The 14,229-nt window shown below is 67.7% G+C and carries 11 protein-coding genes and 2 pseudogenes; 3 read left to right on the top strand and 10 right to left on the bottom strand.

Annotation, left to right across the window (positions count from 1 at the left end; all coding sequences use genetic code 11):
- Nucleotides 1-19: 19 nt before the first annotated feature.
- Nucleotides 20-1,183 (top strand): IS4 family transposase, encoded by a 1,164-nt coding sequence (locus OG948_RS57160; protein ID WP_331772980.1) that lies wholly within the window; start codon nucleotides 20-22, stop codon nucleotides 1,181-1,183.
- Nucleotides 1,184-1,400: 217 nt separating this feature from the next.
- Here the strand turns inward: OG948_RS57160 and OG948_RS57155 are convergent.
- The 8 genes and pseudogenes from OG948_RS57155 to OG948_RS57120 form a co-directional block, all read right to left on the bottom strand.
- Nucleotides 1,401-2,351: pseudogene (locus OG948_RS57155) on the bottom strand (ISAzo13 family transposase); the annotation flags it as partial.
- Between the two features lie 124 nt (nucleotides 2,352-2,475).
- The gene (locus tag OG948_RS57150) at nucleotides 2,476-3,006 is read right to left on the bottom strand and encodes a helix-turn-helix domain-containing protein (protein WP_406300813.1); all 531 of its coding nucleotides are present in this window, start codon (nucleotides 3,004-3,006) and stop codon (nucleotides 2,476-2,478) included.
- Nucleotides 3,007-3,565: 559 nt separating this feature from the next.
- The gene (locus OG948_RS57145) at nucleotides 3,566-4,129 is read right to left on the bottom strand and encodes an MFS transporter (protein ID WP_331773636.1); all 564 of its coding nucleotides are present in this window, start codon (nucleotides 4,127-4,129) and stop codon (nucleotides 3,566-3,568) included.
- A gap of 376 nt (nucleotides 4,130-4,505) precedes the next feature.
- Nucleotides 4,506-5,387 carry an alpha/beta hydrolase gene (locus OG948_RS57140; protein WP_331772977.1) on the bottom strand — a complete coding sequence of 294 codons (882 nt, stop codon included), beginning with the start codon at nucleotides 5,385-5,387 and terminating at the stop codon, nucleotides 4,506-4,508.
- A gap of 38 nt (nucleotides 5,388-5,425) precedes the next feature.
- The gene (locus OG948_RS57135; RefSeq protein WP_331772976.1) at nucleotides 5,426-6,724 is read right to left on the bottom strand and encodes a hypothetical protein; all 1,299 of its coding nucleotides are present in this window, start codon (nucleotides 6,722-6,724) and stop codon (nucleotides 5,426-5,428) included.
- A 173-nt stretch (nucleotides 6,725-6,897) separates the two neighbouring features.
- Nucleotides 6,898-7,476: a TetR family transcriptional regulator gene (locus OG948_RS57130; protein ID WP_331772975.1), complete on the bottom strand. Its 579-nt coding sequence runs from the start codon at nucleotides 7,474-7,476 to the stop codon at nucleotides 6,898-6,900.
- Between the two features lie 259 nt (nucleotides 7,477-7,735).
- Nucleotides 7,736-9,550 carry a SpoIIE family protein phosphatase gene (locus OG948_RS57125; protein WP_331772974.1) on the bottom strand — a complete coding sequence of 605 codons (1,815 nt, stop codon included), beginning with the start codon at nucleotides 9,548-9,550 and terminating at the stop codon, nucleotides 7,736-7,738.
- A gap of 129 nt (nucleotides 9,551-9,679) precedes the next feature.
- The gene (locus OG948_RS57120) at nucleotides 9,680-10,537 is read right to left on the bottom strand and encodes a shikimate dehydrogenase family protein (protein WP_406300933.1); all 858 of its coding nucleotides are present in this window, start codon (nucleotides 10,535-10,537) and stop codon (nucleotides 9,680-9,682) included.
- 174 nt (nucleotides 10,538-10,711) lie between these two features.
- On the opposite strand from OG948_RS57120, the gene OG948_RS57115 reads away from it, so the two are divergent.
- Complete coding sequence (locus tag OG948_RS57115) at nucleotides 10,712-11,626, top strand: alpha/beta fold hydrolase (protein ID WP_406300812.1); 915 nt, start codon at nucleotides 10,712-10,714, stop codon at nucleotides 11,624-11,626.
- A 122-nt stretch (nucleotides 11,627-11,748) separates the two neighbouring features.
- Nucleotides 11,749-11,909, top strand: a pseudogene (locus OG948_RS57110) (amidase family protein); the annotation flags it as partial.
- Between the two features lie 464 nt (nucleotides 11,910-12,373).
- On the opposite strand, the gene OG948_RS57105 reads toward OG948_RS57110, so the two are convergent.
- Together OG948_RS57105 and OG948_RS57100 are read right to left on the bottom strand one after the other, a co-directional pair.
- Nucleotides 12,374-13,135: an SDR family NAD(P)-dependent oxidoreductase gene (locus OG948_RS57105; RefSeq protein ID WP_406300811.1), complete on the bottom strand. Its 762-nt coding sequence runs from the start codon at nucleotides 13,133-13,135 to the stop codon at nucleotides 12,374-12,376.
- A 38-nt stretch (nucleotides 13,136-13,173) separates the two neighbouring features.
- Nucleotides 13,174-14,067, bottom strand: a complete 894-nt coding sequence (locus OG948_RS57100; protein ID WP_331772970.1) for a TIM barrel protein — start codon at nucleotides 14,065-14,067, stop codon at nucleotides 13,174-13,176.
- Nucleotides 14,068-14,229 lie beyond the last annotated feature (162 nt).

The following is a 14,229-nucleotide window of genomic DNA, read 5'->3' as shown; positions in this document are numbered from 1 at the left end:
TGGGGTCGTTGAGCCCGGCATGCATCCGTGGGTGGGGTTGTCCGATGATGTGCGGCTGGGTGTGGTGTCCCGATGGGTGACACCCGAACTCGTCGCCGGGGTGTTGGAGAGATGTGGCGTCCGTGACAAGAAGCCCGGTGCGTTGCCGGCCGGGTTCATGGTCTATTTCACACTCGCCCTGGCCCTGTTCCAGCAGGACTCCTACGATGACGTGGCGGAGCAACTGGTCGGCGGTATCGCGGAGTTGAGCGGAAGCATCCCGAACAAGTCCTCGTTCACGCGGGCCCGTGGGCGGCTGGGCCCGCAGGTCTTGGAGACGATCTTCCGGGAGCTGGCCGGCCCGTTGGCTCCCGTCGGCCTGGAGGGCTCCTTCCACCGTGGGATGCGTCTGGCCGCGGTGGATGGTTTTGTACTGGATGCTCCGGATGCGGAGGCGAACCGGCGTCGGCTCGGCGGGATGAAGGACGCGCGCAGCCAGGATGCGGGCTTCCCCCGGGTACGCGTGGTGACGTCGACCGAGACCGGCACCCACGCGCAGATCGACGCGGCCATGGGCGGTGCGGCCATGGGCGGGTTCTGTAACGGCGAACCGGAAACGGCGATCAAGCTCGCCCCATCGGCCGGCGGCATGCTCGTCGTCATGGACAGGGCCTTTGCGGGGGTTGCCCTGTGGCGCGCCTATGCCGACGCCGGCGCCCACCTGCTGATCCGAGCGAAATCGTGCATCGCCACCCGGCCGATCGAGCACCTGGGCGACGGCACGTATCCGGCCCGGATGAACCCGGCGGGACAAAAACGCGCGGCACCCGGCCACGTCGTCCTACGCGTGGTGGAGTACCGGGTCGACGGCGGCGAGGTCATCCGGCCGCTGACCGATCTGCTCGACCCCGGGCAGTACCCGGCCGCCGAACTCGCAGCCCCGTACCGCGACAGGTGGGAAGCGGAATCTTCATATCGCCAGGTCAAGACCTTTCAGCGCGGCCCGCAGCAGGTCTTGCGCTCGGCCGACCCGGACTTGGCGTTCCAGGAGGCGTGGGCGCACCTGGCCGTCCACCACTGCCTGATCGGGATCATCATGGAGCAGGCCGACGGCGGGAACATCGACCCCGCCGGGTCTCCTTCCTCAAGGTGCTCAAGCACGTGCGGCGCAGTGTGGTCAGTCAGACCACGACCACCGCGGTGAAGATCGGCCGGTTCATGGCCATGCCGGCATCCAAACCGCGCCGGAAACTCGACAGCGGCCCCCGACGCAGACGCGAGGCCGACCGCCTGATCGAGCGGCCCGATTCAAAGTACTCCTACCGGACCAAAGGGCAGGTGCTCCTGCCCACCCGCAAGGCATCGGCGAAGGTCATCACCTTGCACCCAGCGATAGTTCACTGACTCAAGCAACGGCATTGTGTGCCCGGAGGAAAGTGGCAGACAGTGACCTGTAGGCCTGTCTCCAGGGCCAGGGCGGCGAGTTCGACCTTCCAGGCGCGGGTGCGGTAGCCGTTGGAGCCGCCCGCGTCGGCGGTGATGAGCAGCCGGCCGGCCTGCGGGTAGTCCTCGGTGCCGCGGGTTTTCCACCAGCGGCGGATGGATTCGACGGCGAAGGCCGCGGTGTCGTGGTCGGTGCCGACGTTGACCCAGCCGGTGTTCGCGGCCGGGTCGTAGATGCCGTAGGGCACGGCCTTGCCGAGTTCCCTGTCCGGGAAGTCGTGGGTGCTGACTCGCGCGGGGTCCCCCGCGGGGCGCCACTCCCTGCCGCCGTTCTTCAACGGGCCCACGACCTCCTTCTTTTTCGTATCGACGCTGATCACCGGATCGCCGGCCGCCTGATGGGCCTTCGCCTGGTCGTTGATGTAGCGGAACTGTTCGTCCCGGTCTGGGTGTTGTTTGCCTTCGATGACCTTGGCGTTGCCCTGGAGGCTGAAGCCTTCCTCGCGCAGGACGTCGGCGACGGTGTCGGCGGAGATCCGATGGCCCCGGCGGGTGAGTTCGGCGGCCAGGTGGCGGGTGGACTTCGTCGTCCATCACAGAAGCGACATCGGGTCGCCGCGCACATCCGGTTCCACCAGGGCCAGCAGTGCCGAACGCAGTCCCGGGTCCAGGTCGACCACCCGTTTGCGGCCACCGCCGACCCGGCGCACCCGCCCCAACGGGGCCTCACCGGAGTCCAGTTCGGTGATGCCCCGGGACACCGTTGCCTCGCGCGCGCCGGCAGCTCGGGCGACCAGTCTGATCCCGCCATGCCCCAGCGCCCGGGCCTCTGCCGCCAGCAACAGACGGCGCTGACGTTCATCCAGATGCGGGAACAGCACCGTGAACTTGGCCGCCAACGCCGCTGCTATGTCTTCCTTGGCTTCCATATCATGCCAACGACCACCGAACCGGGAAGCTACGGGTAAATCCTCTGCAAGCCCTAACTCCCCGGCATTGACCTGCAACACCCCAGCCCACACCACCGCCCACACACCAACAACCACTGCGAAATCACACCACGAAATCGGGGTCCCTCGACCGAACCCACGACTGCGGGCGGCGCCACCGAACCCCCTCCGCGAGCAGGATCCTGCGAACCTGACTTCGACCCACCGCGATACCCATCCGCCCGGCCTCGGCGGCGAGGGAGTCCAATGTCCACTCCGGCGGTCCGGCCTCGTCCGCGGCCCACATTTCAATGGAGGGCTGCGTCTCCAGCCAGCCGGGCGGAGTCAGCTTGACCAGGGCGACGATCCGGGAACGCTCGGCCTCGGTGATCCGCCGCTTGCGACCGCACCCGGGCCGGTCACCCAGACCGTCCAGGCCCTCTTCGTTGAACCGGTGCAGCCACCGCCGCACGGTCTTCGCGTCGCACCCCGCCCGAGCGGCGACCCGCGGCACGTGCAGGCCCGCCCCGCTCAGCGTGACGATCCTCGCCCTCTGGATCCAGTCGCCCGGCACGTAAAGCGCCGCAGCCAGTCTCCGGATCTTCTTCTCCTCGTCCCCGTCAACGGGTTGACGGGTCATCAGATACTTCGGCATCACACTCGCCCCCGAGCAGCCGAAACAGCACTGTTTGACCACTACTTACCCGCCCAAAGCGGAACTTAGAAGTAGCGTTGGTTTGTTGAAGCCGTCACGATCAGGAGTCCAGCGGGACCCGATGTATGCCACACCACGGGTCATGGCGTCGTCATGGCTGCGGACACTCGGTAAGCACCGCTGATGAGTTGTGCGCACTTCGGTCGCGGCGGCGTGTGAGAAGCAGGAGGACGAGTGAGGCGGCGACGCCTGCGGCTGCGATCAAAGGCAACCGGGTCAGAGTGTGCGCTGCGACAAGACCACCTCCTCCCGCCCCGATGGCGATGGCGATTTGCATGACCGACTGGTTGAGGCCCAGCAGCACGTCGGACGCGTTCGGGGGCGAGAGAGGCCACGCGGATCTGCTGGGCGGCAGTGCTCGCCCATGCGGCGGCGCCCCACAGCAGAATCCCGGCTATCGCGCTGCCCGTTGCAGCGCCGACTACCGGGAGGGCGACAAGCACGAGCACGTGGAGAGCCTTCGTGGTGGTCAGTGTCCGATGAGGTCCGACGCGGTCCGTCAGGAATCCGCCGAGTTGTATGCGACAATACTTGCGATGCCGAAGAGGAGCAGGGGGAGGCTTACTGCTTCACCGTCCAGTTCGACGACGCCGAGTAGGTATGGCGTGAGATATGTGTTCAGTACCGCGTAGCCGCCGAGCCAGAGAAATGTGACCGTCAAGCCGAGGATGGTGCGCGCGTTGGCGAGCAGGCCGAGTTGACGGCGAAGCGGCACAGGAGCATGAGGGGCGGTGCGGGGAAGGGCCGTCCACACTGTTCCCGCCACGAGTACCGCGAGTGCGGCGTTGAGGGGGAAAATGGTTGTCCACTCCCAGTGTTCGGCGATGGCGCGTCCGGTCGGCACTGCGCGGACCAGGGATGCCGTGATGCCCATCACGACGGTCGAGACCGCGCGTGCGCGGCGCTCGGCAGGCGCGAGGCGTACTGCGAGGCCCAGTGCTGTGACGACGATGAGACCGGTACTCGCTGCCATGACGACCCGGAGCGTCATGCTCGTCAGGAGGGTGGGGCTCTGCCAGGACGCGATGTTCGTGGCCGCGAAGACGAGCAGAGCTGCCGATATGAGGAGGCGGGCGTCAGCAGCCCGTACGCGAGAGCGAAGACGGTGACGAGCTGGCCTGTGGTCGCCTCACTGACTCCGAGTCCTTGGGCGACGAGGTCGAGTTGTCCCGTCAGGACGTATTCGGCGACTCCGGCCGTGAACGTTGCACCGGAGAGCACGGCAGTGATCAGCGCGGGACGGTGTTTTCCCGGGTTTCCAGGGTTGCGCATGGTGCTCAATTTCGTGGCGTTGAGGAGTGCTTGGAGCGCGCCCGCCGGGCGCTGGTGGAGGCGAGGGGGCCTCGTGGCCGTGCGGAACCGGATCGTTCGTTGCGGCCACGAGGCCCCCTCGCCCTGCCGGGCTGCTTCAGATCGCCGACCTCGGCGGCCGGGTGCGGTTACAGATGCGCGGCCAGGAACGGCAGGACGACCTCGGCCATCTCGTCGGGCACTTCCTCCGCGAGGTCGTGGCCGGCGTCGAATACGTGTCCGGTGACGTCGTGGGCCATGAGCCGCATCTGGGACTCGTTGCGGTCGCCGATGAACGCGGACCCGCCGAGCGCCAGGACCGGGATGTCCAGTTTCTTCTGTGCGGTCTGCCGGTTCTGTTCGGCGTCGACGAGCATCGCGCGGTAGATCGAGAGCATCGCGCGGATGCCGCCGGGCATGGAGTAGCAGCGCACGTATTCCTCGACGGCGTCGGGGGTGGCGGTGTCGGGGTGGCTGCGCTCGTACTTGATCATGTAGGTGATCAGCTCGCGCTCGTGTCCGGCGATCAGCATCTCGGGTACGTCCGGCTGGAAGTAGAAGCCCAGGTGCCACAGGTGCATGCCGGCGGAGACGTTCTCGGGGGTGAGGGCGGTGTGGTCCTCGAAGCCGAATCCGGGGAACAGGGCCTCGGCGAACACGAGGGCGGTGACGTGGTCGCGGTGCCGGGCGGCGAGTTGGTAGCCGATCACCGCTCCCCAGTCCTCGCCCACCACGGCGTATGTCTCGTGTCCGAGGTGGGTCATCAGCTCGGCGATGTCGTCGCTCATCGTCGCGGAGTCGTAGCCGTCCGCGGGGCGGGCGGAGTCGCCGAGGCCGCGCAGGTCCGGGACGACGACGGTGTAGTGGGGCGTCATCTTCGGGAGGAGCCGGCGCCAGTGGTAGCCGGTCTTGGGCACGCCGTGCAGGAGCACCACCGCGGGACCGGCCCCGGCCGTGCGGTAGTGCAGACTCGTTCCGTTGACGGCGGCTCGGCCCGTGCGGACGGGCATTTCGTCGTGGTCGAACATCATGTTCTCCAACCTTTCTGTTGTACTTCGCGATACGAGTGTCAGTGGGCTTGCGGAGGGTCGACGACAGTCACCAGGCGGCTCGGTCCGGTGCCGTCCGTGGTTGTCCGGGCAGCGGAATGGCCGGCGGGGTGCAGGGTCATGTTCTCCGGGTAGAGCCGACCGAGCAGGGCCAGTACGACGAGGTCGTCCTGGCCGGTGGCGTCCAGGGTGACGTCGCCTGCTTGCGTCCACACCAACCCCGGTGCGCGCAGTGCGGACCACACAGTCGCGGTGCGGGGCGCGGCATCGGTGTGCGCGTCGCCTGCGGCGGGGTCCGATCGGTGGGCGAAGCGGTGGCCGCGCAGGGCCTGGCCGAGGTCGACGTGGGCGGTGGTGCCGTCGTGGGTGACCTCGATGCGGGCGGTGCGGGTCCCGCCGGCGACCGGCCCGGTGCCGGTGCGGGCGGTGAGCGGCCCCGATGCGGTGTTGGCGGGCGGGAGATCCTCGACGAGGGTGCGGGGGGCGGCGTAGTAGTCCTGCACCTCGGCGACGTACGTGACGCTGTCGTCGGCGGCCGGATCGGTGCGCCAGGTCAGCAGGTGCCGGGGTGCGGTCAGGGGTGGCTGGTCGAGGACGGCGGGCAGGGCGGTGCCGCGGCCGGTCTCGAAGCCGTAGCCGGCCGGGCCGGAGGTGCCGGTGACGACATGGCGGGCGAAGTCCACGATGCCGGCGTGCCGGATCTGGCGGACCAGCAGTTCGGTGAGGAACGCGTCGCGGGCCGGTTCGGCGTGCCGTAGCCCGGTCGGGGTGATCAGGAGCGGAACGTCCTGCCAGTTGGTGAAGGGCAGCAGGGCGTCGCGCAGCAGGACCATCTGGTGCAGCCACTCGTTGTAGAGCTGCATCGTGACGGGCCCGCCGCGCCGGCCGCGGAGCAGATCGGCCGCAGATGGGGTGAGCAGGTGGCCATAGCAGTGGCTGCGGACGACCAGGGGGCCGGCGGGCAGCGGTACCGGATCGGTGAGCAGCCTCTCCAGGGCCGAGGTGGCCCAGGAGGTGAGCTCCCGGCCGATCGTCTCGGCCTGCGCGCCCAGTTCGCGCGCTGCCGAGGCGCTGTCCGGGCCGATGGCCAGCGGCAGGGACGTCTCGCGGGTGCCGAGAGCAAGTGTCGCGCGGATCTGGTCTTCCAGCACCTTGCCGTCGGCGCTGGTGAGGGCGTTGTCATCGATGATGCCCTGCAGCAGTGGCTCGGTGGCGGTGAAGAAATCGCGGGCGGTCAAGGTGGTACCGGCCCCGGGGAAGGCGTTCCAGCGGCTGCCGCCGAGAGCGGGCGTACTCGGGGTGGGTGTGGGGTGGTGCATGGGTCCTCCTCTGTAGTCGATGAAGTAGGGGCGGGTGTCGTCTGTAGTCGATGAAGTAGGGGTGGGTGTCGTCTGTAGTCGATGAAGTAGGGGTGGGTGTCGTCGGATTCCGTGCCTGCGCGGGATCCGAGGGCTTTTCTGGATCGTCTGATACAGATTTCGGGCATGGAAAGTCAGTCGAGGGCGGCCAGCGCGACCTCCACGAGGGGTTCGAGGCTGCGGACGTCCGGCGTGATCTTCGAGGAGACCAGCAGTCCGTTGAGGAAGGTGACGAGGAAGGCGGCGAGGGTGTGCGGGTCGTGCCGCGTCGCGATCTCGCCCCGCTCCGCCGCGACCCGCAGCACCTCGGCGAGCGCGTCCCGACTGGCCTCCTGCATGTCCCGCACGGTGCGCCGGATCGCCGCATCCTCCGGCAGGCGCTCGCAGGCGGCGTTGACCACCAAGCAGCCCCGGCCGTTGTCTTCCACGGCGATCCGGACCCGCTCGACCAGCATCGTACGGATCGCCGACCGCGCGTCCGTCCCCTCCTCCAGGCCGCGCAGGGCGGCCGCCGCGAGGGTGATGCGGTAATGCTCCAGCGCCGCCCGGTACAGACCCTCCTTGTCGCCGAACGCGGCATACAAGGACCCCTGCCCGATCCCCAACTGCCGGGTCAGGTCACGTACCGAAGTCGCCTCGTAGCCACGCGTCCAGAACAGCTCCATCGCGCGACTCACCGCCGCCTCGGTGTCGAACTCCCGGGTCCTTGCCATGACCCCACCGTAACCTATCTGGATCGCACGCTCAAGAATGCGGAGGCGGCGGCCGAGGGGCGCACGCGCAAACAGAGGGACACCGCCCCATTCCCGGCCCCGAATGCGGCGCACAAGGGCCCTGCCCGAAGAGAGCGCCTTCGGCGTTGCCGAGGCGCGGTGATCTTCAACCCCGGACGTCCCCATCGCCGCCATCGGCACCCTTGCGGCCATATGCCCGGGTCGGCGATCTGCTCACATCCCTCTCTTGGAGCAGCGGTCATGCCGGGGGAATCAGCATTTCGAACCATGTCGTCTTGCCGCGTCCCGTTGGAGAGCTTCCCCAGCTGGAGGCGATGGCGTCCACGATCAGGAGACCGCGGCCGGATTCCGCTTGGTCGTCGCCGGTCTCCGCGGTGTCCAGGATCGCTGCGGGAATGGGTGGGTGTGGCTCGTTGTCGCGTACTTCCACCCGCAGCCGGTCGCCGTATGTCCGCATACGGACGTCGACCGCGCTCTGGCCGTGGATCAACACGTTCGTCACGATCTCCGAGACAAGTAGTTCCAGCTCTTCGGTGAGCGCCTCCAGACCCCAGTCGACTGCCTGTGTACGGGCGAAGCGACGGACATCCTTTACCCGCCCCACGTCGTAGCGGTGGACCGCCATGTCGGCGATCTGCGCGGAGACGCCCTCTGCGCCGAGGAAGCGTGTCGGCAACAGTGCGGTGTCGTCGCGTCGGGGCCGGGAGTCGGAGTCTTCGATGAGCCGGTCAGCCAGCGTCTCCAGGTTGTCGGACACGTGCTCGGCGACAATGCTGCGCAGGCGCTCGACGGGCTCCTCGGCGTCCACCGTTCGGGTGTTGAGCAGACCGTCGGTGAAAAAGGCGGCGACCGTGCGTTTGGCCAGCACGAACTCTGATTGGCGGTAGCTCGCCACGGGGTCAACTCCCAGGGGCGGGCCCACGCTCACCTCGGTGGCGACCCTACGGCCGTGGGGGTCGATGGCAACGGGCGGGTGATGACCGGCGCTGGCCAGCGTGGCCGTACCGGTCTCCAGGTCCAGCCACAGGCAGCTGCACGTGGCGAACAGATCGCTGCCGAGTGCCGAGAGCAGGCGGTTGCTCCTGGTGAGTACGCTCGCGGGGTCATGGCCCTCGGTCGCGTAGGCTCGCACGCCGCTGCGCAACTGCCCCATGATCCCGACTGCGTCCAGGTTGTGGCCCTCGACGTCGCCGATGATCATGCCGACCAGGTTTCCATCCAGCCTGATCACGTCGTACCAATCACCTCCGACCTCCGCTCCTGCGGTCGCCGGGAGGTACCGGGCCGTGGTTTCCACGCCCCTCACATACGGCAAGTCCCGCGGCAGCAGGACACGTTGCATGCCCCGGTTGATTTCCTGCTGTGTCTCGTTGCCACGTGCCCGCTCCAGCGCCTGTGCCACCTGGCTGAGCATGGTCGTGAGGATTGCGAGATCCTCATCCTGCAGGTCCGGGGGACGATCGAAGGCGATGATGCAGCAGCCCACTGCCCGCCCGTTCGATACCAGCGGCAGGAAGGCCCGCGGCCGCCCGTCGTGGTACCGGTCGAGGTCGGGGTACGCCTGGTGAAGCTCATGGGAGGTCGCGAAGACCATGGGCCGTATGCGTAGTGCCGCATCCGTTTCCGGTGCCCCCTCCGAGAACGGGAGTTGGCCCACACTACGCAGATCCTCCTTGGACGCTCCGGACGAGCCGGCGACCAGCAGCCGTTCGTGCTGCGTCATGCACAGCGTCACGGCCCGGCCGCCGAAGGGCCGCGACACGACCTTCCGCGTGGCCGCGATGACATCTGCCACCCGGCTCGCAGCGGTGAGTTCGATGCCGAGCTGCTGCAACTGCCAGAGGTATCTGCTGCTGCTCGTCTGCCGACGCCACTCCGTGGGGACGGCGCCAGACCGCAGGGCGGACTCCGTGGCCGCCGTCCCGGATTCCACCGGCACGTAGAGGGGAACGTCGGGGGCCTCCATCGAGACGCCCTGGTCGGCGAGGGCGTCCAGGGAATCGGCCACCCTGTCGGCGAGAGACATCAGGAAATCGCGGAACCCTGTGGGCACGGCCCGGTCCTGAACCCACCGGGCGCTCAGCACGCCAAGACGCATGCGTGCTGTGCGCAAGGGAGCCGAGACTGCCCCTCTCGTCAACTCATCTGCTTGAGGTTTCTCCCCTCTGCTGGAGGCCGGACATCAGCTCCAACGACAGGGTGTGCGGCCCGCAGCCGCGGTGAGCCCTGCGCGCAATAGAGGAGCGAAGGATTCGGGCAGGTCCAGTAGCGGGAGGGTGGCCACCGCCTGGGATTCGAGATGGGCAAGGCCGTCGCACACGGTAACGCCCGCCCAAGTTGCGGTGCGTTGCAGCGCCGTGGGCACGGACGCGTACACGAAGTCGTACAGCATGGGGCGCCCGCAGAACCGGGAACCGGGTATGGGGCTCGGCTCGCTCGGATCCGTCATGCCGAAGGGAGCCGAGTTGATCACCAGGTCCGCCTCGCGCACGACGGACTCCAATGTCGGCCAGTCCCCGACTCGCCCGGGCAGTCCCCAGGCCCTCGCGCGCTCCGCAAGGCCCATCGCCGCGGTGCTACACCGATCGAGGATGACCAGGTCGGCGACGTGGAAGCCGTCTGGACCCGCGACTGCCGCACGGCCTGCACCGCCGGCACCGCGCAGGACGACCCGCCACGGTGAGCGGGCATCGTCGCCCCTCTCGGCGAGCAGGGTGCGCACTGCGGCCACATCGGTGTTCGCCGCGTACAGAGAACCTCCGTGCCGGCTGAGCCAGTTGGTGGCCCCAGCACGGTCGGCGTCCTCGTTCCGGCCGTCGGCGACAGCGAGCGCCGCGACCTTGTGCGGCATGGTGATGTTCGCACCCGCGGTACCGGGCCGCCTCAGGGAAGTGATCGCTGCAGGCAGTTCGGCCGGCCGGGTGGGACACCCGGTGTAGCGCCAGAATTCCGCCAGTCCCCCAGCCTCGAAGGCATGGTGCCACATCGCGGGGGACAAGGAGTGAGAGGTGGCCTCGCCGATGAGGTAGAGATTTTGCATCATGCGGGATCGGCTTTCGCGTTTCGGGGCTGCCGTCGCCGGCGAAGCTGCGGCACCTGACGGGGTGCGGCCGTGCACAAACAAAACACCTCACGCAGCCAGAAGTGCTGATCCGCCTGCCACTGGGCGGCAATCCAGGCTTGGTGTCTCAGGGTCGTAAGCGAGTATGTAGTCGTGAAGCGACTGAATGGCAAGGAGAGAAAGATGCGTCGGGACATCGTCGAGTCGATAAGCCTGGACGACGTCGAGTTGGCCTACCGTATCGTCGGCGACGGGCCGCAGTTGGTCGTGCTACTCCACGGATGGCCTCAGACGGGTGCCTGTTGGCGCCATGTCATGGAACCGCTCAGCCGCAGCCACACCGTGATCGCCCCGGACCTGCGCGGTTACGGAGCCTCGGGGCTGGCCGGTTCGGGCTATGGCAAACGCGCCACCGCAGCTGACCTGAGCAGCTTGATTCACCGCCTTGGATACGAGTCGGCGGTGGTGATTGGCCATGACCGCGGTGCCCGCGTCGCCCACCGATGGGCTCTCGATCACCCCTCGGAAGTCGATGCGCTGGTGCTGCTGGACATTCTGCCGACCAGGGTCGTCATGCGGTCGTATGACCGAGACTCGGCGAGCGCAATGTGGCACTGGTTCTTCCATCGGCAATCCGACCTGGCGGAAGAACTGATCTCTGGAAATGTCGAGGCGTATCTTCGATATTTCTTCGATCGCGTTCTCGGCTCAGGCGCCGTCGACTCGGAAACATTCGAACATTACGTTGCCGCATTCAGCGACCGGCGCCATCTGCGGGCGTCCTTGGAGGACTATCGAGCGGGCTTCACGACCGATCTCGAACTCGACGAGGCAGATCACGAGCGCGGGCTTCGGCTGCAGCCGCCACTGCTTGTCCTCTGGGGCGCCGAGGGTGGCCTCGCTCAGAGCGACGTCGTGCGCATCTGGCAGGACCACCACGCCGACCCGACCGCGGTGAGCGGTGGTGCAGTACCCGGGGGCCACTACGTTCCAGAGGAAGCTCCCTGGGAGGTCGTGCACGCCGTCGAGTCGTTTCTCGACGTTGCGCACACGCAGGTCCACGGGTAGCGACGGTGAGCCGACGGTCCGGCAATGCGACCGCGATCAAGACCCCGCCACGGTGCCCTTACAGAGGGACGAACTGGTAGGTAGCAGCTACCGAGGGACAGCGCACCGTCGTTGAGCGGCGACGAACACCCGGCGGCTCCGGCGGCGGGGAGCCGGCCGCGATCGCTGCCGGGATGTCACCCCTCGGGCTGGGCGGCGACATCGCCATCTCGGTACGCGGCCCCGCGCACGACACGGGGGTCGTCGCCCTGAAGGCGGCCAGGGAAGAATCCCGATTGTCGGCACTGGCACTGCCGGTCGGAACCACCAGCGACAACCTCCCCCGTAGGTGTACAACTCATCACCCGCCGGCACGATGAAGCGACCCTCCTGCGCCTGGCCACGGCACTCGAAACGATCAGCCCCGTCCGCGACCACCACCCTGCCCCCACCGGAAGCCGAGCGGTGAGCGATTGCCCGTTGCTGTGCCGCGGGCAGCGGCCAGGCAGGACGGAGCCACCGGCGTCTCCCCCGGCTCCGCCACGTCCGGCGGTACGGTGCCGGCCGCCCACAGGGCCGCCCGCCGCGCGTTGCGGGTACACGCCTTCGATCCGCCCTGGGCTGCGCACCCGTGCAGCTACCGGGCGGAGCCATCCGGTGATTTCCGTAGCAGTTCTTCGGGCCGGGAAGGCGCATGAGACGCAGCGACGGCGCGCTGTGAAGCTGCGGCTCACCCCGCTGTGCGTCGCGCAGCTTCGCGGGTCTCGGTCAGACGGAGGTGAGGCCGCCGTCGACCAGGATCTCGATCCCGGTCACATAGGAAGACTCATCGCTGGCGAGGAACAGGACGACGTCGGCGACCTCCTGGACCTCGCCCGACCGCTTCATCGGCACGCCGTCGATCTGCTTGGCCCGCCAAACCGGGTCGGCGGAGCCCCGAGACGTACGCATCGGAGGCAACATACCCGGGGCGACCGCGTTGACCCGAATACCATGCTCTGCATGGTGTACCGAGGCGGTGGTGGTCATCGACTTCACGGCGGCCTTGGACGCGCCGTAGCCCATGTGTACGCCCGGCTGGCCGATCGTGGCCGAGATCGAGGACAGGTTGACGATCGAGCCGCCGCCCGAGCGGATCATGGCGGCGGCCCCGTGCTTGATGCCGAGAAAGACGCTCTTTGCGTTGACCAGCATGAGCTGGTCGAAGAAGCCGGTGCTGGTGAGGTCAGGGTCGAACGTGCCGCTGATCCCTGCGTTGTTGACCAGCACGTCGAGTCGACCGAACAGGTCGAGGACCTCGTCGATCGCGGCCGTCCAGGCGTTCTCGTCGGTGACGTCAAGGTGAACGTAGTGGGCCTGCCCACCGGCGGCATGGATCTCCTTGACCGCGGAGGCGCCGTCGCTGTCATTGATGTCGGCGACGACGACCGTGGCGCCCTCGCGGGCGAACGTGTCGGCGGTGGCCCGGCCCATCCCACTGGCGCCGCCGCTGATCAAGGCAACCTTGCATTGAAGCCGCATGATGTGCATCCTTCCTTGCCCCCGCCTACTGTGCGTCGCGGGACGCTTCATGGGGTGGCGCAGCCATCGCAGGAATCGAAAGCTGCATGAGCGAAAGTGTGGTCGCCGTCGGCCTTGAAGGCGGCGGCGGATTCAGCCTTCGCGATGATTTGCATCGTCGTGAATACGACTTCCTCGGAAACCACTTCGAGAGGAAGTCGTTCAAGGGCGTCGGAAACCGGCTCGACGCTGATCGGAGGCAGACCGGCCGCCAGCAGGAGAATCCTGGCCAGAAAGCCCACGGTATCCAGGTTGCCGCGCCCTGGGTAGGTGCGGAGGTGGCGCGCTTCTCTTGCGAGCTCTACACCGGTTCTGGGGGATACGTCGGAGAGTTGCACTCCCGCAACGTGGTCAAGGAGCTGATTGTCGATCTGCTCGATTGTTCCACCGGATCTGAAGAAGTGGACGATGTCGAGCACGATCGTCGCGTTGTCGGTGTCGGCGTGCGAAACCAGTGATAGTGCGGCTTCCACGTTCTTCAAGACCGAGTAGGGCATGAATTCCACCGCCACCGGCGTGTGCGGGTGTCGCCGGCACAGGGCGGCGAATTCGTCCGCGGCCCTGGCGGCTTCTCCGGTGAAGGCCGCGGTGTGGAGACGGTCGGGTTCAAGAATGTCGACGAGATCCTCGACCAGGCCGTTGGCACACCGAGTGGGTCCATCGTCGCAGAGCCGGACGAGTTCGAGCTCGGCGACCTTCAATCCCGCGTCCTCGATGCGTTTGGGCAATTCCTCCAGCGCGATACCACGCTCGAGGGCAGACACGCACTGTCCGACTGTCAGTCCGATGCCGGGGAAGCCGCTGGCGCTCGCCGCCGCGATGATCTGGGGGAAGGGCCGATCGCGAAAGCAGATCGCCCCAAGAGCCAGGGGTGCTGCAGGTCTCCCGTATGAGAAGGACATGTGCGCTCTCCGTCCGATGGCAGGTAGAAATCGGGACACGATGGAGGGCATGCTCGCCCGGACCGGGCGTTGGATGCACGCCGTCCCTCGAGCGCTACGGCGAGTATGCAGACGGCGACGGGGGCGAGCATCCCGTCGAGGGTCGCCACTCCCGGACAGGGC

The organism is Embleya sp. NBC_00888, from assembly GCF_045207655.1.
Taxonomy (GTDB): Bacteria; Actinomycetota; Actinomycetes; order Streptomycetales; family Streptomycetaceae; genus Embleya.
Note: the sequence above shows the minus strand (reverse complement) of the source record. Positions and strands in the feature narration are given on the sequence as shown.

Coding starts and splice junctions, on each gene's coding strand:
- OG948_RS57160 (WP_331772980.1), top strand. CDS start 20: ATGCATCCGTGGGTGGGGTTGTCCGATGATGTGCGGCTGGGTGTGGTG.
- OG948_RS57150 (WP_406300813.1), bottom strand. CDS start 3,006: ATGCCGAAGTATCTGATGACCCGTCAACCCGTTGACGGGGACGAGGAG.
- OG948_RS57140 (WP_331772977.1), bottom strand. CDS start 5,387: ATGATGTTCGACCACGACGAAATGCCCGTCCGCACGGGCCGAGCCGCC.
- OG948_RS57135 (WP_331772976.1), bottom strand. CDS start 6,724: ATGCACCACCCCACACCCACCCCGAGTACGCCCGCTCTCGGCGGCAGC.
- OG948_RS57130 (WP_331772975.1), bottom strand. CDS start 7,476: ATGGCAAGGACCCGGGAGTTCGACACCGAGGCGGCGGTGAGTCGCGCG.
- OG948_RS57120 (WP_406300933.1), bottom strand. CDS start 10,537: ATGCAAAATCTCTACCTCATCGGCGAGGCCACCTCTCACTCCTTGTCC.
- OG948_RS57105 (WP_406300811.1), bottom strand. CDS start 13,135: ATGCACATCATGCGGCTTCAATGCAAGGTTGCCTTGATCAGCGGCGGC.
- OG948_RS57100 (WP_331772970.1), bottom strand. CDS start 14,067: ATGTCCTTCTCATACGGGAGACCTGCAGCACCCCTGGCTCTTGGGGCG.